19 protein-coding genes and 1 tRNA gene are annotated in these 20,134 nt (G+C 59.0%); 18 read left to right on the forward strand and 2 right to left on the reverse strand.

Features of this window, described 5'->3' with window-relative positions; all coding sequences use genetic code 11:
* Positions 1-260: 260 nt before the first annotated feature.
* The 18 genes from miaB (at position 261) to GEOBRER4_RS20320 (ending at position 15,233) form a co-directional block, all read left to right on the forward strand.
* Positions 261-1,586, forward strand: coding sequence for a tRNA (N6-isopentenyl adenosine(37)-C2)-methylthiotransferase MiaB (gene miaB / locus GEOBRER4_RS03890; protein ID WP_185244305.1), 1,326 nt, complete (start codon positions 261-263; stop codon positions 1,584-1,586).
* Positions 1,579-2,112, forward strand: a complete 534-nt coding sequence (locus GEOBRER4_RS03895) for a bifunctional nuclease family protein (RefSeq protein WP_226377879.1) — start codon at positions 1,579-1,581, stop codon at positions 2,110-2,112. Before miaB ends, GEOBRER4_RS03895 begins: the two co-directional genes overlap by 8 nt.
* 155 nt (positions 2,113-2,267) lie before the next feature.
* On the forward strand, positions 2,268-3,338 hold the full coding sequence (locus tag GEOBRER4_RS03900) for a M42 family metallopeptidase (RefSeq protein WP_185244306.1): 1,071 nt from the start codon (positions 2,268-2,270) through the stop codon (positions 3,336-3,338).
* Positions 3,339-3,646: 308 nt separating this feature from the next.
* Complete coding sequence (gene guaB / locus GEOBRER4_RS03905; protein ID WP_185244307.1) at positions 3,647-5,116, forward strand: IMP dehydrogenase; 1,470 nt, start codon at positions 3,647-3,649, stop codon at positions 5,114-5,116.
* A gap of 163 nt (positions 5,117-5,279) precedes the next feature.
* Entirely contained in the window at positions 5,280-6,830 is a 1,551-nt protein-coding gene (gene guaA / locus GEOBRER4_RS03910) for a glutamine-hydrolyzing GMP synthase (RefSeq protein ID WP_185244308.1), read from the forward strand.
* 99 nt (positions 6,831-6,929) lie between these two features.
* On the forward strand, positions 6,930-7,640 hold the full coding sequence (locus tag GEOBRER4_RS03915; protein ID WP_185244309.1) for an HAD family hydrolase: 711 nt from the start codon (positions 6,930-6,932) through the stop codon (positions 7,638-7,640).
* A 39-nt stretch (positions 7,641-7,679) separates the two neighbouring features.
* A complete protein-coding gene (gene flgM, locus GEOBRER4_RS03920; protein WP_085813769.1) occupies positions 7,680-7,976 on the forward strand; it encodes a flagellar biosynthesis anti-sigma factor FlgM in 297 nt (98 codons plus the stop codon).
* 100 nt (positions 7,977-8,076) lie between these two features.
* Positions 8,077-8,151 (forward strand) — tRNA-Gly (locus tag GEOBRER4_RS03925).
* A 269-nt stretch (positions 8,152-8,420) separates the two neighbouring features.
* Complete coding sequence (locus GEOBRER4_RS03930) at positions 8,421-9,977, forward strand: aspartate:alanine exchanger family transporter (protein WP_185244310.1); 1,557 nt, start codon at positions 8,421-8,423, stop codon at positions 9,975-9,977.
* A 100-nt stretch (positions 9,978-10,077) separates the two neighbouring features.
* Positions 10,078-10,383, forward strand: coding sequence for a hypothetical protein (locus GEOBRER4_RS03935; protein WP_185244311.1), 306 nt, complete (start codon positions 10,078-10,080; stop codon positions 10,381-10,383).
* Positions 10,384-10,699: 316 nt separating this feature from the next.
* Entirely contained in the window at positions 10,700-11,023 is a 324-nt protein-coding gene (locus GEOBRER4_RS03940) for a hypothetical protein (RefSeq protein ID WP_185244312.1), read from the forward strand.
* A complete protein-coding gene (locus GEOBRER4_RS03945) occupies positions 11,020-12,195 on the forward strand; it encodes a DUF2974 domain-containing protein (RefSeq protein WP_185244313.1) in 1,176 nt (391 codons plus the stop codon). Before GEOBRER4_RS03940 ends, GEOBRER4_RS03945 begins: the two co-directional genes overlap by 4 nt.
* A 126-nt stretch (positions 12,196-12,321) precedes the next feature.
* A complete protein-coding gene (locus tag GEOBRER4_RS03950; protein WP_185244314.1) occupies positions 12,322-13,035 on the forward strand; it encodes an ankyrin repeat domain-containing protein in 714 nt (237 codons plus the stop codon).
* Positions 13,036-13,428: a hypothetical protein gene (locus GEOBRER4_RS03955; protein ID WP_185244315.1), complete on the forward strand. Its 393-nt coding sequence runs from the start codon at positions 13,036-13,038 to the stop codon at positions 13,426-13,428.
* A gap of 247 nt (positions 13,429-13,675) precedes the next feature.
* Complete coding sequence (locus GEOBRER4_RS03960) at positions 13,676-14,275, forward strand: zeta toxin family protein (RefSeq protein WP_185244316.1); 600 nt, start codon at positions 13,676-13,678, stop codon at positions 14,273-14,275.
* The gene (locus GEOBRER4_RS03965) at positions 14,253-14,432 is read left to right on the forward strand and encodes a V-type proton ATPase subunit F family protein (protein WP_185244317.1); all 180 of its coding nucleotides are present in this window, start codon (positions 14,253-14,255) and stop codon (positions 14,430-14,432) included. The genes GEOBRER4_RS03960 and GEOBRER4_RS03965 overlap by 23 nt, the downstream gene beginning before the upstream one ends.
* 240 nt (positions 14,433-14,672) lie before the next feature.
* Complete coding sequence (locus GEOBRER4_RS03970; protein WP_185244318.1) at positions 14,673-14,843, forward strand: hypothetical protein; 171 nt, start codon at positions 14,673-14,675, stop codon at positions 14,841-14,843.
* Positions 14,844-15,107: 264 nt separating this feature from the next.
* A complete protein-coding gene (locus GEOBRER4_RS20320) occupies positions 15,108-15,233 on the forward strand; it encodes a PEP-CTERM sorting domain-containing protein (RefSeq protein WP_185244319.1) in 126 nt (41 codons plus the stop codon).
* 266 nt (positions 15,234-15,499) lie between these two features.
* Here the strand turns inward: GEOBRER4_RS20320 and GEOBRER4_RS03980 are convergent, their stop codons facing one another.
* A complete protein-coding gene (locus tag GEOBRER4_RS03980; protein WP_185244320.1) occupies positions 15,500-16,138 on the reverse strand; it encodes a hypothetical protein in 639 nt (212 codons plus the stop codon).
* Positions 16,139-16,784: 646 nt separating this feature from the next.
* Positions 16,785-20,078, reverse strand: coding sequence for an FG-GAP-like repeat-containing protein (locus GEOBRER4_RS03985; protein WP_185244321.1), 3,294 nt, complete (start codon positions 20,076-20,078; stop codon positions 16,785-16,787).
* Positions 20,079-20,134: the final 56 nt, after the last annotated feature.

Raw genomic sequence — 20,134 nt, forward strand, 5'->3', positions numbered from 1 at the left:
CGGTGGTTTATTTTGGGGGAATGGCGTCAGCCTGCGGAGTAGGGGAGCCGACCGTAGGTCGTATCCTCAGGAAACTTATAAATCCAGAGAGGACTATATGTCAATATGTTTTTTATTGCATATATCGCAGAGGCAATGATTTGCGGGGGTTAATGCTGGGGGAGCGCCTCGTGCAGGGTGTGATAAGGGCCGGTAATAGGTGTTGACTGGGCTAGGGCAATTCTCGTACTATTCAGCAATTTAAGCATCAGGATATAAACGTGAGCCAAGCGAAAAAACTCTACCTGGAAACCTTCGGTTGCCAGATGAACGTCAGCGATTCCGAAAAGATAGTGACCCTGATGAAGGGGATGGGATACCAGCAGACTCAGGACCCGGTTGAGGCCGACCTTGTTCTTTTGAACACCTGCAGCATCAGGGCAACCGCCGAGCAGCGGGTCTACGGACACCTGGGGAAGTTCAAATCGATCAAGAAGGCAAAGCCCGGGCTCATCATCGGGGTCGGGGGGTGCGTGGCCCAGCAGGAAGGGGAAAAGCTCCTCAAGAAGGCCCCCTTCGTGAACCTGGTCTTCGGCACCCATAACCTGCACCTTTTGCAGAAGATGGTCGCCGCAGCTGAAGCAGGGAAAAGGAGCAGCCAGACCGATTTTCTCGACGACGAAAAGCGTTTCGACCTCTTCCCGCACTCCGAGGCGGAAGGGGGGGTGACCCGGTTTGTCACCGTGATGCAGGGGTGCGACAATTTCTGCGCCTACTGCATCGTGCCGCACGTACGCGGCCGCGAGATCAGCAGGAGCGCGGCCAAGGTCTTGGAGGAAGTGAGGGTTTTGGCCGAAGCCGGCGTCACCGAGGTAAACCTCTTGGGGCAGAACGTGAACTCGTACGCCTCCAAGCAACCGGGGGAGCCCGATTTCCCGGAGCTCTTGCGGCTGGTGGCGCAGGTCGACGGGATCGAGCGCATCCGCTTCACCACCTCGCATCCCAAAGACATGTCGCAGAGGCTGATAGAGTGCTTCGCCGATCTCCCGAAGCTTGCCCCCCACATCCACCTTCCCGCCCAGTCGGGTAGCGACCGGGTGCTGGAGCGGATGAACCGCGGCTACACGGCCTCGCAGTACCTGGCCAAGGTGGCTGCGCTCAAAGAGGCCTGCCCGACGATCCAGTTCACCGGCGACATGATAGTCGGCTTTCCGGGCGAGGACGAGGCGGCCTTCCTGGAGACCATGGCCCTGATCGAGGAGGTGCAGTACGCAGACCTCTTCTCCTTCATCTACTCGGCGCGTCCCGGCACCAAGGCGGCACAGTACGCTGACGACGCCACCCGGGCCGAGAAACAGGGGCGCCTGGAACGGTTGCAGGCGGCCCAGAAGAAGACGACCCTGGCACGCAACCGCAGTTTTGAGGGGACGGTGCAAAAGGTGCTGGTGGAGGGATTGAGCAGTTCCGGGGAGTCCCTCTTCGGCAGGACCGGCGGCAACCGCGGCACCATCTTCGCGGGAGACCCCGCGCTCGCCGGGCGCGTGCTGGACGTGAAAATTGTAGAAGGGTTGCAGACCCTGCTCAAGGGCGAGATAGTCCATGACTGAAACCAAAATGGGAGAGACGAAGATGTATCTGGAGATGAAGGTGTTCGGCTTCGCGCTCGATGCCATCGCGCAGATGCCGGTGATCATACTGAAGGATGCCGAGGAAAAGCACGCGGTGCCGGTCTGGATCAACGCGCAGGATTCCGTTGCCTTTGCCGCCCAGTTCGTGGGACGCGAAGCGACCGCCAGGACCCGCCGCAAGGACGTCTTCACCGCCCTGGTGGAACAGATGGAGCTGACGCTTTCACGCATCGTCGTCGAAAGCCTCAAAGACGGCGTATTCATCGCGTCCGTGCGGCTCGTGCCCAGGAAGGGCGAGGAGATCCGCCTGGAGGTGCACGTGACCGAGGCGATGCTCCTCTCGCTCAGGTACCAGCAGCCCGTGCTGGTGGACCCCGAAGTGCTTGCCCAGGTCTCCACCCTCGACCTGAAAGAGGACGGCCTGGCCGAGGAGAACAACGCCCGCCGGTTCGTCGACTTCCTGGACCACATGGATCCCGCCGCCATGGGGAAGTACCCCATGTAGAAAAGGCTGCTCACTGCATAAGATAAAGATTAAGATTGAGATTGAGAAACTGCATGCAAGCCAAGGCCTTCTTTTTGACTGGCATGTCTTAATCTTAATTTTAGTCTTAGGTCCTAAGTCTTAATCTTAATCTAGGTTTTTCCCTGGAGGTTTCCATGCGTGACGCATCTTTCGAATTCCTGCAGCAATTGCTGGCGGCGCCCAGCCCGTCCGGGTACGAGCAGCCTGCCCAGCGGGTCTTCCGCTCCTACATAGAGCCCTTCTGCCAGGTGGCTACCGACGTAATGGGGAACGTCTTCGGCATGATCCAGGGCGCAGGGAGCAACCGTCCCCGGGTCATGATCGTCGGCCACTCCGACGAGATCGGCCTCCAGGTCCGCTACCTGGACGACAACGGTTTCATCTATTTCTCCGCCATCGGTGGGGTCGATCCCCACATAACTCCGGGCATGAAGGTTCACGTCCACACCGCGAAGGGGAAACTGAACGGTGTGATCGGCAAGCGCCCCATCCACCTGATCGAGCCCAAGGAGCGCGACACGGTGATCAAGCTGGACGCCCAGTACATCGACATCGGCGCCGCCAACAAGAAGGAGGCCATGGAGTGGGTGCGGGTGGGCGATCCCATCACCTTCGCCGGGAACCTGGAACGTCTCTTCGGGGACCGCGTCAGTTCGCGCGGGCTCGACGACAAGGCCGGCAGCTTCGTGGTCGCCGAGGTGCTGCGCCGCGTCTCCGAGCTTCCCGACCAGCTTCCCATCGACCTCTACGGCGTCTCCTCGGTCCAGGAGGAGGTTGGTCTCCGCGGCGGCACAACCAGCAGCTACTCGGTGAACCCGGACGTAGGGATCTGCGTCGAGGTGGATTTCGCCACCGACCAGCCCGACGTGGACAAAAAGCACAACGGCGAAGTGGGGCTGGGCAAGGGGCCGATCCTTCCCCGCGGCGCCAACATCAACCCTGTCCTCTTCGACCTCCTCTCCGACACCGCTACCAATAACGGCATCGCCGTGCAGTACACCGGCATCGCCCGGGCGACCGGCACCGACGCCAACGTGATGCAGATCTCCCGCGGCGGCGTGGCCACCGCTTTGGTGAAGATCCCGCTGCGCTACATGCACACCCCGGTCGAGACCCTGTCGCTTGCCGACCTGGACGGGGCGGTCGAGCTGATCGTGGCGTCGCTCTCCAAGATGGGACATAAGGAAGCCTTCATCCCGATGTGATTAACAGCACGGGAAGCCGCTTCGGGGAGCCCTCCGGAAAGTCCCCAGGCGCTGCACGAGCCTCACGTTCCCCCCTTTGATAAGGGGGGGACAGGGGGGATTTGCTTTGGCTGGACCAACTGGTGGAGAGTGCAGCCCCAAAGGTGGCGCCAGATCATCGTTAACTCTGTTTATGTAAACGGTAAATTTGGGAAATCATATGGTTTTCGGTCGCTTGATTAGGCAAATTTCAGTTGACTTGGATAGCCCCTTGTAATAGGTTTTCCGGTTAATATCGTGCGCCCCAAACAACAAAAGGAGTCTCTCTAATGTTAGAAAGCAGCCTTCCGGAAGGTCTTACCTTTGACGACGTCCTGCTCCTCCCTGCCCACTCGCTCATCCTCCCCCGCGACACCGATCTCAGCACCAGGCTCACCAACAACATACAGCTGAACATACCGCTGGTGAGCGCCGCCATGGACACCGTCACCGAATCGAGGGCGGCTATCTGCATGGCGCGCGAAGGGGGTCTCGGCTTCATCCACAAGAACCTCACCGTTGCCGAGCAGGCGATGGAGGTGGACAAGGTGAAAAAGAGCGAGTCCGGGATGATCGTGGACCCGATCACCATGCGCCCCAACCAGCGCATCCGGGAGGCTCTGGAGATGATGGCGAAGTACAGGATCTCCGGGGTGCCGATCACCAAGGCGAACGGCAAGCTGGTCGGTATCCTGACTAACAGGGACCTCCGTTTCGAGACCAACCTGGACCTGCTCATCTCCGACCGCATGACCAAGCGGAACCTGGTCACCGTTCCCGTGGGGACGACGCTGGAGCAGGCCAAGGAACACCTGAAGCACACCAGGGTAGAGAAACTTCTGGTGGTGGACGCCGAGAAGAACCTCAAGGGGCTGATCACCATCAAGGACATAGAGAAGATCAAGAAGTACCCCAACGCCTGCAAGGACTCCCTCGGGCGCCTGAGGGTCGGCGCTGCGGTCGGCCCGACCCCCGACGTGGACGCGCGCATCGACGCGCTGATGAAGGCGGGCGTGGACGTCGTGGTCATCGACACCGCCCACGGCCACTCCCAGGGGGTAATCGACACCATAGCCCGCATCAAGTCCGACTTCCCGGGGCTTGAGCTCGTAGCTGGAAACATCGCCACCGCGGACGCGGCCGAGGCGCTGATCGAGGCCGGCGTCGACGCCATCAAGGTCGGCATCGGACCCGGTTCCATCTGCACCACCCGCGTGGTCGCAGGCATCGGCGTCCCCCAGATCACCGCCATCGCCGAGTGCTCCAGGGTCGCCAAGAGACACGGCATACCGCTCATCGCCGACGGCGGCATCAAGTACTCGGGCGATCTCACCAAGGCGGTCGCCGCCGGCGCCGACGTGGTCATGATCGGCTCCCTCTTCGCAGGGACCGAGGAGTCCCCGGGAGACACCATCCTGTACCAGGGTCGCGCCTACAAGAGCTACCGCGGCATGGGCTCCATCGGCGCCATGAAGGAAGGGAGCAAGGACCGTTACTTCCAAAGCGATGTCGACAGCGACGTGAAGCTCGTGCCCGAGGGGATCGAGGGGATGGTTCCGCTCAGGGGACCGCTTTCCGCCAACGTGCACCAGCTGATGGGCGGGCTGCGCGCCGGCATGGGGTACACCGGGAGCCGGACCATAGTCGACCTGCAGCAAAACGGTCGTTTCGTCAGGATCACCGGCGCGGGCCTCAAAGAGTCCCACGTGCATGACGTCATGATCACCAAGGAAGCCCCGAACTACAGGGTGGAGAAATAACCTGAGCTGAGAACCAAAGCCTTTCACCACAGAGGGCACAGAGGCACACAGAGCAAATTCAAAAAGGTTTCCGGGGCTGTCCCGCACGCTTTTCGGTTTTCCTCTGTGGTTCCTCCGTGTTCCTCTGTGGTGAGTGCTTTTAACCCTTAACAAGGAATACCCAATGACGATCGATATCCACTCCGAAAAGGTTCTGATCCTCGACTTCGGCTCCCAGGTGACCCAGCTGATCGCCAGGCGCGTCAGGGAGCAGAGCGTTTACTGCGAGATCCACCCCTACAACATGACGCTCGAGAAGATCAAGGCGTTCGCCCCGAAGGGGATCATCCTCTCCGGCGGCCCCTCCAGCGTCTACGACAAGGACGCTCCGCACTCCGATCTCGGCATCTACGACCTCGGCATCCCGGTCTTGGGCATCTGCTACGGCATGCAGCTCATGACCCAGCAGCTGGGCGGGCGCGTGGAGCGCTGCGACAAGCGCGAGTTCGGCCGCGCCACCCTGGCGCTCGACGGCAAGAGCGAGATCTTCGCCGGCTTCGACGGCGGCGCCGAGGTCTGGATGTCCCATGGCGACCGCATCGAGGCTATGCCGGCCGGCTTCCAGCTCATGGCCCACACCGATGGCTGCCCCGTTGCCGCCATGAAGGATGAGAAGCGCAACTTCTTCGGCGTGCAGTTCCACCCAGAGGTGGTGCATACCCCGCGCGGCGACGAGATGATCGGCAACTTCCTCTTCAACGTCTGCGGCTCCAAGCCCACCTGGACCATGGCCAACTTCATCGAGACCGAGCTTGCCGCCATCCGCGAGAAGGTCGGCACCGGCAAGGTCCTCTGCGCCCTCTCCGGCGGGGTCGACTCTGCCGTCGTCGCCGTGCTGATCCACAAGGCGATCGGCGACCAGCTGCACTGCGTCTTCGTCAACAACGGCCTCTTGAGGAAGGGCGAAGCCGACAAGGTGGTGAACCTCTTCACCAAGCACTTCAAGATCAACCTGACCCACGTCGACGCCGCCGACCGCTTCCTGGGGATGCTGGAAGGGGTCTCCGACCCGGAGCAAAAGCGCAAGATCATCGGCAACGAGTTCATCTACCTCTTCGAGGAGGAGGCCAAGAAGCTGGGGCAGGTCGATTACCTGGCGCAGGGGACCCTCTACCCCGACGTGATCGAGTCCGTCTCCACCAAGGGCCCCTCCGCGGTGATCAAGAGCCACCACAACGTGGGTGGCCTCCCCGAGAAGATGAACCTGAAGCTCCTGGAACCGGTGCGCGAACTGTTCAAGGACGAGGTGCGGCTTCTGGGCAAGGAGCTCGGCATGCCCGACGAGGTGGTGTACCGCCAGCCCTTCCCGGGTCCCGGTCTTGCCATCCGCTGCATCGGCGAGCTCTCCGCGGAGAAGCTCGACATCCTGCGCGAGGCCGACGCCATCGTCATCGAGGAGATCAGGAAGGCCGGGTTATATCGCGACATCTGGCAGTCCTTTGCCGTACTCCTCCCGGTCAAGACCGTGGGTGTCATGGGCGACGCCAGGACCTACGAGTGGACCGTGGCCCTTCGTGCCGTCAACTCGCTGGACGGCATGACCGCGGACTGGGTCAAGCTCCCCTACGAGCTACTTGGCAGTATTTCCTCAAGAATCATCAACGAGGTGAAGGGCGTGAACCGCGTGGTTTACGACATAAGCCAGAAGCCCCCCGCAACCATCGAGTGGGAATAAGCCGGTCCTCCCTCCGGGGGGTCGCTTTTTGCAGTCAAACGCCGCGGTAGCCGGGTAGAAGCCGGTTGCCGCGGTTCTTTCATATCTGGAGATTGAATAATGGGAACTGTCAGGCTGCTCATCTTCGACCTGGACGGCACGCTGATCGATTCGCTCCCCGACCTGACCGACGCCACCAACCTCATTCGCGGCAGGTATGGCCTCCCTGAGATAGGGATTCCGGACGTCCGCAAGCTGGTAGGGAAGGGGGCGCGCAATCTGGTGGAGCGGGCGCTCCCCGGTGCCACTGCCGCGGAGGTGGACGAGGCGCTGGGCGTATTTCTCGACTACAACCTGGCCCACATAGCCGACAAGACCCGTGCCTATCCCGGCGTTCCCGAAACGCTGAAGGAGTTGGGCACCTTCGGCCTCCCCATGGTCGTCCTCTCCAACAAGAACGTCGCCCTCTGCAAGGAGGTCCTCGTCAGGCTGGGGATCGGGGAGCCCTTCACAGAGGTGTTCGGAGCCGACTCCTTCCCCTATCGGAAGCCCTCTCCCGAGCCGGTGCTGGCCGTGCTGAAGGAGTACGCGATAGAACCCGTTCAGTGCGTCATGGTGGGGGACAGCATCAACGACATCGCGGCGGGAGGAGGGGCAGGAGTAGTCACCGTCGGCTGCAGTTACGGCTATGGCGACGCGAGCGAGCTTGCCGGGGCCCATTACCAGGTGCCCGACTTCCCCTCCTTGCTGCATTTGCCGTTTTTCACGAAAAAAGCTATGAGCAATGAAAAAAGGCTAAAGTTATTTTCCAAGCTGTCGAAACAGAACTAAACCTTACTGCGTACCTAACTCATCGGGGGCAAGAAAAAGATGAAAATCGAAGAACTCAATCCAAAACCGGCAGCAACCCAAGTATCGATCGTAAGGGCTGACAAGCCCGAAGTGGCCGAAGCGCACAGGGAAGCAATTGCCAAGCAGCAGCCGGCAGCCGACAAGGTAGAGCTTTCCAGTTACATGCCCGAAGCACCCAAAGCGCGACATCTGGAATTCAGGACCGAGAAGGTCGAGGAATTGAAGTCGCAGATACAGGCTGGAACCTATGCAGTATCCGGTCGTGCCGTAGCAGAGAAGATGCTTTCCAAGATCGTGATGCCGAACGCCGCCTAACCGACAGGAGGAGCGGAAGAAAGAGAAGGGATAGACAGGTAACTAAACAAAACCATTGACAGCGACGGGTAAAATGCGGTACAAAGACCACTCGATTTAAGCGGGAATAACTCAGTGGTAGAGTGTCAGCTTCCCAAGCTGAAGGTCGCGGGTTCGAATCCCGTTTCCCGCTCCAAACAAAAACGGATCCCCAGTTGCTAACAAGCGACTGGGGATTTTCTTTGCGTCTCAGCAGCATCCCCCCCATTAAGTCGGTGACTATTTCATCTCCAGTCTCTCGACTTCAACTCTCCTTTCCCCAGTCGGCCCTTCCGATTGTAAACTCGGCCGACACCTGTAGAATTTACCAGATCGAGCGCCGCGTGGGGCCGCGCCTTTTGCTGCGGCGGGAGCCCGTAGGGGAGAAGGCGCCGGGGGCGCGACCGGTCCCCTGGGAGGAGAGCCATGCTGAACAACCCGTTACTTTTGGTCTGCCTCGCCATCGGCTGCGGCGCGATGCTCGGGCGCGTCGCGCTGCGCAACGTTTCGCTTGGCGTGGCCGGAGTCCTTTTCGCTGGGGTTATCTGGGGGTACCTCGAGCCCGGCGTGAAGCCCCCCGATGCCCTCGCCACCTTCGGCCTTGCCCTCTTCGTCTACGCCATCGGGCTTTCCTCGAGCGATTTTCTCGTGGACCTCTGCTCGCACGGCGGCTGGCGCTCCCTTTTCATCCCTCCTGCCGCCATCGGTGCCGCATTTTTCGCCGCCCTCGTCCTCTCCCGGCTCCTGGGCATAGCCCCCGCCACCGCATCCGGGGTGTTCGCCGGTGCGCTCACCAACACCCCGTCCCTTGCCGCCGCCACCACAGTGCTCGGCCCACGGGGGGCGGAGGCGACCCTGGGTTACGCCCTCGCCTATCCCCTCGGGGTCCTGATCCCCATCGTGATCCTTGCCGTCCCCCTGCGCCGTGAGACCCGGCAAAAGCCCGACAGCCTCGTGAATGCGGCGGTCCTGGCGCAGCACGTGCACGAGCCCGGCGAATCGATCCAGGGGCTTTTGGAGCGCCTTTCCCTGTCGGTGCGCTTTGCCCGCTGCGTGCGCGACGGCGTGCAGTTCGCCATCTCCGGTAGCTCGGTGATCAGAAACGGCGACGTGGTCACTGTGGTGGGCCCCTCGCGGGACGTCTGCGACGCGGTGGGGAAGCTTGGTCTGGAGTGCGACCAGTCCGTCCTGAACGACCGCAGCCAGCTCGACTACCGCCGCATCTTCGTCTCGAACCCCGAGGTCTACGGCAAGACGCTCAGGGAGCTCAGGCTGTTTCGGAACTACGAGGGGATCGTCACCAGGGTGAGGCGGGGCGACCGGGATTTCATCCCCAACGCCGAGACTAAGGTGCTCCCCGGTGACCGGCTCCGCGTCATCGCCCCGCGCGAGCATCTTTCCGCCATCTCCGAGTTCCTCGGGGATTCCTACCACGACGCGAGCGAGTTCGACGTGCTCACCTTCGGCCTTGGGCTCGCCATGGGGATCGCCCTCGGTGCGGTCGACGTGGTGCTTCCCTTTGGCCTCGGCACCTTCGAGATCGGCCCGGTGGCGGGGTGCCTCTTCGTGGCGCTCGCCCTTGGTACCCTAGGGCGCACCGGGACCCTCACCTGGCACCTTCCCTACGGCGCCTCCATGGCCCTCAGGCAGCTCGGCCTCGTCATGTTCCTTGCGTGCGCGGGGATCAAGGCGGGGAACCTCCTGCACACCGCCCCCTTAAGCCCCGCCCCGGTCCTGCTCGGCGCACTCACCACCACGGTCGCCTGCCTCGTGACGGTCATCCTGTCGCGGGCGCTCTCCGCCCCTTCCTGGCCCCTCACCGGCGGAATCCTTGCCGGGGTGCAGACCCAGCCGGCCGTACTGGGCTTCGCCGTCGGGCGTTGCGGCAACGAGCGGGTCGAGGGAGGTTACGCGGAGGCATACCCCTTGAGCATGCTGCTTAAGATCGTGCTGGTGCAGGTCCTGCTGCTGGTCATGAAGTGAGAAGGGGGCGGCTGCGCCCGGCGCCGCCCGGGCGTGACGCCCGGTGGAGGGATCCCGTCCTGAAAAAGGCGGCATCCCGGGAGGAAGAGGTAACTAACGAATGAGAAAGGCGATGGTGATGGCGCTTGCCGCGCTTTGCTGCGGCGCTTCTCCGGCCGGCGCGGGGCAAGGGTGGTACACGGGGGACGCGCGCTGCGTCCCGCCAAGGGACGACGGGCACTACTCCGCCCCCTACGATCCCCTGGAGCACCCGGGTGAGTTCCCGACCTTTCCGGGGGCGGACAAGCCGGGCTGGTTCTGCAGCTACCAGCGGGAGGACGGTGTCATCGTGCAGTTCGGCAACAGCCAGACGCCGCAGCAGCAGTGGCTCGCGGTCTGGAGCTCGGGAGCGAACGACCTCGACTGACGCGGCAAAGCCGGCATGATCACCGGCCCTGAACCAGAAGCCAGAGGCGTCTCAGTAGCATCCCCCCCATTAAGTCGGTGACTATTTCATCTCCAGGTGCTCGACTTCAACCACCTCCATGTCCGTAATCTCTTCCTGCTATTCACCCATTTCAGCAGCTTCAGTAATAGTGGTCCACTAGCCTAGCCAGGGTTTCCCCTCTCGTAAATGCCGCAGAGCATTTCCGGGCTTGCGGGCTTATCACCTGGCTAAGTTTGACCTCCATGTTTTGCCGGGTATATTTTAGCGTCTTTTAATTCTGTGGTTCGGAGGACGCATGGATATCAGCCAGGAAAAAATGGAACAACTGGGAAAGATAGCGTTCGTGAACAAGATCGCGGAGATGTTGCTTTCGACCGAGGCTGTCTCGCGGGACAACGACTTCCAGACCGTTTGCTACCATGTAGCGCGCGTCTTGGACGAAGCTGAGGAGCACGGAATCAAGACCGAGCGGCTGATGGGGATGTACGTCCTCCTGCGTCTGGGCGACCGGGTGAATCCTTATGACGTCCCCAAGTATGCCGCGGTCCTAGATGATCCTTCTCTGACGGAAGCCGACAAGGCCCACCTGTTACAGATGATCCGAATCGGCGAGCTATGAGATGGCTGGCCACTGTTGCCGGTAAAATCGCAGGAAAACTTGGGGAGCTGCAGGCCCCTGAAGATCGTGGGTCTCCCGAATTCAAGAAGCGGCAGGCGATCCGGGAGTACAACGCTCTTTTGGACAGGACCGACCCCACTGAACCGGCAGGCAATCCTTGCATGGAGTGTCTGAGCTCGCAAAAGGGGAAGCGGCGCAACGAGCGGCATGATCTGATTCGGAAGGTTCATAACGATGCAGCGGGGGAGCCGAACCATGTCGTTCAGATGCGAATGCTGGAAACAGCAGACCGCCTGTCCAAGGACATGGATCGCGTGGAGGATGCGAGGTTGTCGCTTCATACCTACACCGCCAATGAAGATGGACCGCAAGAAGAGTTTCTGAAACCCCTGCGTGACCAGGCCCCGCCGGGATTCAAGATCGCATCCCTGGATAAGGTCGCGGAGGATTTTGGTGTGGACCCGGGCAAACTCAAAGAACTCGTTGCAAATAAAGACAACCCAGCCCAGAAAATCGTCTTTTACGAACGGGATGAGGAACTTATGGGGCCCGGGCCGAAGTACACGGTTGCATTTCGTGGTTCAACAAAGGACAAGCGCGATTGGAATAACAACGGGCGGAATGAAGCCGGGTTCGAGGCACCACATCAAAAGAACGCCGCTCGTTTGGCAGTTTTCCTCAGTAAGGGGGCAAAGGAGAACGGTAAATCACTTCAAGATTTAATCAGTGCGACAGGACATTCAAAAGGTGGCTCAGAAGCTCAGGCATTTGCAGCCGCCTGTAAATGTTCAGCGCGAGTCTTCAACCCTGCTGGATTCGATCCAAAGCAGTATGCAGAAACTCATAATGTTTCAGCGGATGAAATGAGGATTGACCGTACATCGGTTGTGAAGCGCGACGGCACCGGAAAACTGCTTATGTCGACGACCGAGCCTTGCACGGATCCTCTTTATTACGCTCAACATGAAGGGGTGACACGATTCATCATGAAGAAGCCCATCACAAATGGGCCACCTCGTGAACTAGCTCCCATCGATCCTAATCGGAGTGTTCCTTCTATGCAACAATCTGATACGGAGGCACATTCGATGCTGCAAGTAATCGAAGCTATGGAGAGAGACAAACAGGAAGATCAAAAGGCGTTGCTCGACTACACCGCCACTAAAATTTAAGGTTGGTGTCCAGGAGGTAGTATGCGTGGGAAAGCGTGGAACTTACGACTTTTGCTCTTGCAGCTAGGTACCTTTCTCACCTGCATCTTTGGGCTATCATGTTCTTCTACTTGGAGGGGGAGACCGATGGACGCTGAACAATTTTTTTCAGAGAAGCAATTGACCTCTTATCGACTGGCGCAACAAGGAGAAACAGAGCGTCTAGTGCAAGCTGTCAATGCGGGGGTTGACCTGAACCTCCCAGGGAAGGAAGATATGACCTTGCTAGGTTTGGCTGTTCTCACCGCCGATACGCCGGCAATTATAAACTTGATGCGTGCAGGAGCTAATCCTAACCAAGTCATTCCTAACGCCGGATCTCCTGCGATTCTGGCTATAACCCACCACTTCAACCCGCCGCGCACAAAAGCTGTTTCAGCATTACTCGACGGAGGGTACGACCCCAACCAGTTGCTTAGCCGTGGGACGCCATACCTCTTTTACTTCGTCGATTACAGTCATTGGCCGGGACTTGAACTGGCGATAAAACGCGGCGGGAACATCAATGTACAAAGGAAAAATGGTGAGTCCCTTTTGACCTATCTGGTTGAGAGCAGTGACTTCCCACAAGCTCGTGATCTCATATCAAAAGGGGCTGATGTCGCTGCACGTGGACCGCGTGGTGAAACGGCACTACGAGAAATTGATTTTAAAATAACAGAAGCTAATCCTGCTGTACGAGAAGGATGGCGGGAGTTGCTTACGATGAGGGAGCTTATCCTGAGCAAACTCCGCGACCCCGAGGACCGGCGGTCCGTGTTTACTGACGAGGCTGATGAGAAGATCCGGAAGAACCCATAGATGTGGTTTCTTGCACAGGGGGCATCGCCAGATTTAAAGGGACAAGTAGAGAGTGCCGATGAGCTTGGCCAACAGGGGGCAAGGAACATGCTTAAATCCATTCGCAAGAGATGGGAAACACGTAAAAGATATAGACGCTTTTCTGACATGTCTGATTGGCAAGTCGCTGTCTTGGGGATTTTCGGCTTCCTGGTAGCTGGGTATCTCAGTTTTGCTCTTGCCCGCGTTATTCCTGATTATCTGAGGACGGCGAACAATCTTCCGCTTTACAGATGGGGCTGGAGGGGGTGGCTCCTTTCTGCAATTTTGGTCGTTCAAGGTTTGATATCATGGGCTTGGGGAACTATTGCATGGCGTTGCAACGACATCATTCGTGATCGTTGGTTTAAGTAGCCATCGCTGCTCCTTCTCCAATAACTTCTGTACCCATACAGGGAGTGCATGAGGGGAATACGCCGGAGAAATTGAGCGCCTAGTCCCAAAGACTCTTCTTATAATTTGACTTGACACCCTGTGGTGTCTTAATCTGCTTTGCTACTATGTCCGATAGATGTTGGGAGGGAAGGAAAGGCAGCGCTCCCCTTTTGGACCTGTTACCTGATCAGCTACAGCTATTAACGGCTGCTGTGCCGAAGACCCAATGAAAAAACCTCATATTATAATTATCGCAGGCCCCAATGGCGCCGGAAAATCAACGACCGCCCAGACCTTGCTTCAGGGAACTCTTGGCGTAACGGAATTCGTGAATGCCGATGTGATTGCACAAGGTCTTTCAGCTTTTAACCCTGAACGAGCAGCGTTTCAAGCTGGTCGGGTCATGTTGAAAAGGTTGCAGCAGTTGGCTGAAGAGCGTGAGGATTTCGCCTTTGAGACAACGCTCGCTAGCCGTACCTTTGCCCACTGGATCCAAGAATTGAAAGGTACCGGCTACGCCTTTCATCTCTTTTTCCTCTGGCTCCCCGTTCCTGAATTCGCAGTCGCCCGCGTTGCAGAGCGAGTGGAAATGGGTGGGCATAATGTACCGGAAGATACCATCAGAAGACGCTATCAAGCCGGGCTAAGCAACTTCTTCACCCACTATCGACACCTTGCCGATTCTTGGTTCTTCTACGACAACTCTCAAAGCACAGGGCCTCTTCTGATGGCGTCGGGACAAAAAGAGTCTGGAACACTCGTTAACAATACGGTAGTATGGCAGCAGATTACGGAGGAGTACGATGGGAGCACAGTACAGCGATAAAATTGAAGAAGTACTTTCAGACCCGGATAGAATAACAGAGGCCTTGGCCGCCGGAGTACGCGAAGCGCTCAAGAAGCACAAGCAGGCCGGAAATCCTGTTGTGGTTTGGCGTGATGGTAAAATGGTCTGGCTAAAGCCGGAAGAGATTCAAGTCTGAAATTAACTGCTGTGAGAGAAGGCATTTTGATCCTGCTGACTGTTGATTCCGTACCCGTTTCAAACTAGTCGGACCCCGCAATTCCATGAAGCATTATCTGTAGGTAGTATAAATATCAGGATGTCTCGCCTGAACCCGCGCCCCCTGTCCTCATTTCCGGTCCGTGGCAAATGGTTTTCCTCTCTCTCAGTTTTCTCGGATGTCCTCAGAATTTTTCCTTGCTTACTGTTTTGAGGTACCGTGACGACACACATGCATGACTTCTCGGCGTTCAGGGAGGTGGGAAGCAGGATGCTGGCTGAGTGGGAGGTTGCGGTTGACTTGTTCATAGGTAGGAAGGAAGTTTTCCCGACATCGTTGCATAAGTTAACACCTGTGGCCTACGATACGGCGGAGCTATTATCCCTGTAAAAGAGGCTCTTTACCTGTTTGTCCCGTCTTTATTTGCAGTAAATTCCTTTCGGAATACCTTACAAGATAATGTGCCGATGATGTGGACCAGGACTGGCCCAGGTTTTCATCAATGGCACTTCCCTGGGCTACCTTACGCAACTCCCGGGTTACACCAACTGGGGCTACACGCCCGGGCTGGCGGAGACCTGACCACCAGTTCTTCGCTGTAGACCCGTCCCTTCTGGACTGGACCATGCCCATTGAAGTAGCAGTAGGAACCGATTGTGGGGTGAAATTGAGACTTCTACGCTGACTGTCACCGGCGCTCTGGTTCCTGAGCCTTCCACACTGCTGCTGGGGCTCGGGCTGACCAGTGCCGTATTAGGGAAAAGAAGACAACGGAAATAAATCCGGATCAGCGCGAGTGCTGTGGCTTGTATTCCGGGGGTACCTGCAATTATCAGAGAAGGCTCTTGGCATCCACCAAGAGCCTTTTTGTGCGCCAGGCAAAAACCTATTGTGGATGGCAAGACTCACGATCGAGGACCAAAGCTCAGGGCGTCGCCTTGGTTCGAAAAAAATCATTTCCCCCTCACTTTTGTCGACACCCATCTATCCGAATTTGGAACCTGATGGCAAGCAATAAGCCCGGAGGGGATCCGGGCTTATTTCATCTACAGCGACATGAGCGTGAAGGGGGGAGACCAGGCACCAGGGCCGGCGCTGCCGATGCAGCGGGCTTTGACGGAGTAGGTCTGCCCTGGCGTGCGGTCTGGGATGGTGATGTGGGTGCCGTGGGCGAAGGTGCCGAAAGGCTTGTAGTTGTCGGAAACGGTCGGGTCGGAATCGGTGATGTGGAATTCATAACTGGCGGCACCCGGCACCGGCTTCGCGCTGGCTATCAGTATCCCCGACAAGGGGCCATGCTTCAAGATAACGGCGGGCGCGGGGAGCGGTTGCGCGGAGTGAAGCCGCTTGCTCCTGTCCTGGGTGAGCTCGAAGCCGGAGCTCTGCAGAACAGCAACATCTCCGTTGGCAACCAATTCCACATGTTTGGCGACCCTCCCCAATATGACGCAGACCTCGTCGCGGGTCTTGTCACGGAAGGCGATCTTCAGCATGTCCCTGGTTTGCGACTCGTCCTGCGCTTTTTGCAATTTGTCGACCCCTTCGGACAGCCGTTGCATATCCATCTCGAATTCTGTCGACCTCTGCTGGAAATGTGGACTGTTGTATATCCCTTCCTTTACCTTGCGCGACAACATGAGAAGTTCGAGGACGTTTCTGGGAAAGGCGGTCTTGAGCTTGGGCATAGTGACTTTACCTCCGTAAGGTTTAGTTCGTCCCGGGCAATGTCGACCAGTCTAGTCCCCACTCTTATCTTTTCAAGTTCCTAATTACACGAAACAGATTAATCTCTTTCCTGCTCTGGTCACATGAATAGCAAAGCGGCGAAGTAACCTTCCTTTTGGAAAGACCCGTTCGCCAAACAAAAAAACATGTTTGTTTTTTTGCCTGAAGCGCCTGTTTTCTACGGCTGCAACTCCCCGGTATCAAAGCGGATTCCGGACGGTCGAAAAAAACATGTCTTACAAAAGAAAAAACATGTCTGACAAAACAAAAAACATGTTTAACAAAAGGCGGGAAATGCCGGCTGGCGCTTCGCCTCAGTTACCGCCCAGGACGATACGTCTGACGCGTGCAGGGATAAGCATTCGGGAGAAGGGACAGCCTGGAAATCTGAGACGCCGCGACGGAAGCTATTGCGGTAGACAAAGGCGGCGGTTCATTTACCGCATGCGCCGCATCCGATAGGGGAGGCAAGCGCGAGGTAGCGGGCGAAATGTCGCCGGAATATAGTGAAGGCGAGGCAGAGTTGCACGAAAAAAGGCGTCGCCGAAGCGACGCCCGTCATACTGAAGGTAACATGCGGATTAATTTAACATCCAGTTTCCCCGCCTACATGAGGACAAAAGCCGCCCGGTAGCCCACGCCATCGGGCATCAGGATCGTTACGCGGTACGCGCCGGCGCTGAGCCCCCGTGTATCAAGGTTGTATATCCAGGCGTCACCGGCAAAACGGAAATCAAGGCCATTGTCGTTCGCCTGGCCGGCATCGAGGTCGATAGTCGCGAGCGCGACCGACTCTCCGGCCCGCTCGATGGCGACGATACGCGGCGGAGCAACGTCCGCGGCGGTAAGCGCTCTGCTGCCGCAAGTAAGCTGGAGGCGCAGCGGCACGGTGCGTCCCTGCCGGTAGGCGGCTGTCGGCAGAGGAGGGTCCTCGGTAAGGCTCACCAGTTTGGCCAGAGGCGGCAGGAGGCTTGCCTGCGCCGTCACCCGCACGGTCCCCTCCGCCTGAGCGTTGGCGAGGATGCCGTCCCACGAGGCGGTGTAGGGGATGACACTCCCAACCGGATAGGCAACGGCAATCGGTACGGCAACTTTTCCAGCACCGTCGGTGGCGCCGTCATACCCTTCGGTAGCGCCGTCCCCGTCGGCGTCGGTCCGGAAGGAGACGAGCTGTTGAGGAACCCCCGCTAGAGGGGTCGCCAGGGTGGCAGCGAGGATGCCGGTGGCACCGGTTTCGGCGCAGGCGAAGCGGATCTCGCCGCTGGAGAGGGCTGCGCCATCGATGGCATCGCCGATGCCGTTGTGGTCGGCGTCTTTCTGGTTGGGGTTATAGGCGGTCGGAGCGTTGTCGAAGCTCATGGCGAGGGCATACTCCCCCATAGTCATGACGCTCCCGTTTGTCTTAGCGAAGTCGAGCAGCGCCAGCCATTTCTCCCAGCGTCCGAGGTCGATTGTGTTGTTCTCCTCGTTGATGTTGCTGGGCGAAGTGGCACAGGGGCCCAGCCGGGGCAGGTCGTTACAGTAGCGCCCCGACCACTCGGTCTGCTCGATAAGGAACGTGTTGAGCGCGCCCCTGCGGGTGATGCCGTCCAGATACTCAAGAAAGCCCGCGACATCGGTGCCGACCGGGTCGACTTGGCGGTCTGCGCTGGCGTGGTACATGCCGAACTGGTCAAACGTCTGGTGATGGGAACCCTCCGGAGAAAAGATGGGGTTGGTCTCTTCCCAGACAGAAGCGCTGAAAGCAATGTAGCCTAAGTGGGCTACCGCCTGCCGAGCCGGAATGTCGGAAGCGTCGTAGGGGGGAGCATAGCTGATGAGCGGGTGGGCGGCTTGACTCCAGTCGATCCTTGCAGAGGTGGGGGTTGCTCCGGACTGGACGATCCAGGGATCTGCGTAGTCGCCGAGGAGCGTCTCCTTGCCGATGCGCAGGTACTCGAACATCTCCGGAAAGGTGAAACCGGCAGTCTCGACGGCCATCCAGTTGCGGTCTTCCTGGTCCTTCCAGTCCCCCGTATTGGTCAGGTAGGCATGGTAGGTGCCATGCTGGGCCACCTCCAGGTTTCTGTTAGTGATGCGGGCGTTGATCCAGTTGATCGGGTCGGGGTCGCCGCTGGTGGCCCACAGCTGTTTCGGGATTACGAAAACCGACACAGGAGTTTCCTTGCCGCCTGCCAGGCCAGCCGGGACGGTGTACCCTGTTGGAGCGGGGGCATCCCCCTTGCCATTGTAGCTTTCCCCCTTCCGGAGCGCCCATTCAGCGGGGGAAAGGATGGCTGCGTCGAGGAAAGTCTGGACAAACTCGTTCTGGTAGAGCCGTCCCAGGGAATCGACCCGGATAATGAAGTGGGTGTCGTTTTGCGACCAAATGGCCTTGGCCTGCTGCGCTTTGCCCTGGAGCACCTGGTCAAGGGGGGCGTCGGGGACACCATCGCCGTCCGTGTCGCGGTTAAAGAGCGGATCGCTCACATCACCCACGCCATCGCCGTCACTGTCAGCCTGGTCGTGGTTCGCGACGTAGATTGCGTTGTCGATGGTGTCTGGGACGCCATCGTTGTCGTTGTCGTCGTCGGCCACGTCGCCGATTCCGTCGTGATCCGCGTCGAGCTGGTCGAAGCGGTTCACAAAGCCATCACCATTGATGTCGAGGCGGGGAGCGTTGGAGATGAGCGGGGCATTGTCCCAGCGGTCGATGATGCCGTCGCCGTCACTATCCTTTGTGTCCGCGAAGAGGGCAGACAGGCGACCCTCGTTGTTGCCGAACAGAACGTCTGTGGTCGAGTCCTGTTTCGGGTTCAGCTGTCCCACGGCCAGGCCGCGCACGTTGGTGCCGTCGCCGCCGATGATGCCGACCGAGGCGAAGGTGGGGCGGCCGCTGCTGTCCAAGCCTTCGTTCAGCCACAGATCTACTTTGCCTTCCCAGTTGTAGTTGTACCCCGCCTGGTCGCCGCCTGCCACGATGTCCACCAGGCCGTCACCGTTTAGATCGGCGGCGGCGATCGCCGTCTGGTTCTCGGCCATGTCGCCGTGGAGCTGGGCATAGGCGAAAGGACGAGTGGCGATCCGGTTGTAGCGCACCGGTTGGAAATGGCCCAGGCCGTCGTTGCTGTAGACATAGAGGTAGGTGGCCAGGTCGGAAACCAGCAGGTCGAGGTCCCCGTCGCCATCGATGTCGGCCAGCGCTAGCCCGTAAGACTGGAAATAGTACTTGGGAGGGAAGTAGGGGGGCTGCTCAGGGTCGACTGTGTTACGCCGGGGAGCAGAGATGATGGTCGTAGGGGAGCTCCAGGCAGGGACTCCGTTCACGTCGGTGCCAAGGTTGCGAAACAGCAACACGTCGGCCGTATTACCGGCGCTGTTGGTCTGGTCGCCGCTGATGAGGTCGAGCCGGCCGTCACCGTCTACATCGCCGGCCACAAGCGCCATGGCGTCGGTACCGGCGTCGCCGATAGTCACCGGGCTCCGGAAGGCGCCGTTGCCGATGCCGAGGTAGAGTTTCACCAGGCTGTCGCCAACCGGGTCCAGGCCATTGTCGCCATTGATGGGACAAAGCACCAGATCAGCTATGCCGTCGCCGTTGAAGTCACCGCTGACCAAGCCATAGGCATTGTGGACGCCAAGGTTCAAGAGCACGGTGCTTGGGGAGGCGTAGGTGCCGTCCCCTGTGCCGGCATAAAGGTGGACATAACCGGAAGTGCTCCCTGAAACGATGTCCGGGACGCCGTCGCCGGTGAAGTCGGCGATGGCCAGTCCCCAGGCCCGGGTCTTGTAAGCGCCGGAATCGATCACCGCCACCTGCTTCTGGTCGAAACCGGGTTGCAGAGCGGCCAGTCCGGGGCCTGGAAGCAGGAGATAGCCGAAGGCGACGAGGGCAAGGACCAACGTGTACCGTTTTGTCATTTCGTTCTCCTTTACCTGCCAGTATTGCTAGCTCCGATTGGAATCGGTTAGCCAAA

The sequence above is a fragment of the Citrifermentans bremense genome (assembly GCF_014218275.1).
Lineage (GTDB): Bacteria > Desulfobacterota > Desulfuromonadia > Geobacterales > Geobacteraceae > Geomonas > Geomonas pelophila.

Coding starts and splice junctions, on each gene's coding strand:
- GEOBRER4_RS03895 (WP_226377879.1), top strand. CDS start 1,579: ATGACTGAAACCAAAATGGGAGAGACGAAGATGTATCTGGAGATGAAG.
- GEOBRER4_RS03900 (WP_185244306.1), top strand. CDS start 2,268: ATGCGTGACGCATCTTTCGAATTCCTGCAGCAATTGCTGGCGGCGCCC.
- guaB (WP_185244307.1), top strand. CDS start 3,647: ATGTTAGAAAGCAGCCTTCCGGAAGGTCTTACCTTTGACGACGTCCTG.
- guaA (WP_185244308.1), top strand. CDS start 5,280: ATGACGATCGATATCCACTCCGAAAAGGTTCTGATCCTCGACTTCGGC.
- GEOBRER4_RS03915 (WP_185244309.1), top strand. CDS start 6,930: ATGGGAACTGTCAGGCTGCTCATCTTCGACCTGGACGGCACGCTGATC.
- flgM (WP_085813769.1), top strand. CDS start 7,680: ATGAAAATCGAAGAACTCAATCCAAAACCGGCAGCAACCCAAGTATCG.
- GEOBRER4_RS03930 (WP_185244310.1), top strand. CDS start 8,421: ATGCTGAACAACCCGTTACTTTTGGTCTGCCTCGCCATCGGCTGCGGC.
- GEOBRER4_RS03935 (WP_185244311.1), top strand. CDS start 10,078: ATGAGAAAGGCGATGGTGATGGCGCTTGCCGCGCTTTGCTGCGGCGCT.
- GEOBRER4_RS03940 (WP_185244312.1), top strand. CDS start 10,700: ATGGATATCAGCCAGGAAAAAATGGAACAACTGGGAAAGATAGCGTTC.
- GEOBRER4_RS03945 (WP_185244313.1), top strand. CDS start 11,020: ATGAGATGGCTGGCCACTGTTGCCGGTAAAATCGCAGGAAAACTTGGG.
- GEOBRER4_RS03950 (WP_185244314.1), top strand. CDS start 12,322: ATGGACGCTGAACAATTTTTTTCAGAGAAGCAATTGACCTCTTATCGA.
- GEOBRER4_RS03955 (WP_185244315.1), top strand. CDS start 13,036: ATGTGGTTTCTTGCACAGGGGGCATCGCCAGATTTAAAGGGACAAGTA.
- GEOBRER4_RS03960 (WP_185244316.1), top strand. CDS start 13,676: ATGAAAAAACCTCATATTATAATTATCGCAGGCCCCAATGGCGCCGGA.
- GEOBRER4_RS03965 (WP_185244317.1), top strand. CDS start 14,253: ATGGGAGCACAGTACAGCGATAAAATTGAAGAAGTACTTTCAGACCCG.
- GEOBRER4_RS03980 (WP_185244320.1), bottom strand. CDS start 16,138: ATGCCCAAGCTCAAGACCGCCTTTCCCAGAAACGTCCTCGAACTTCTC.
- GEOBRER4_RS03985 (WP_185244321.1), bottom strand. CDS start 20,078: ATGACAAAACGGTACACGTTGGTCCTTGCCCTCGTCGCCTTCGGCTAT.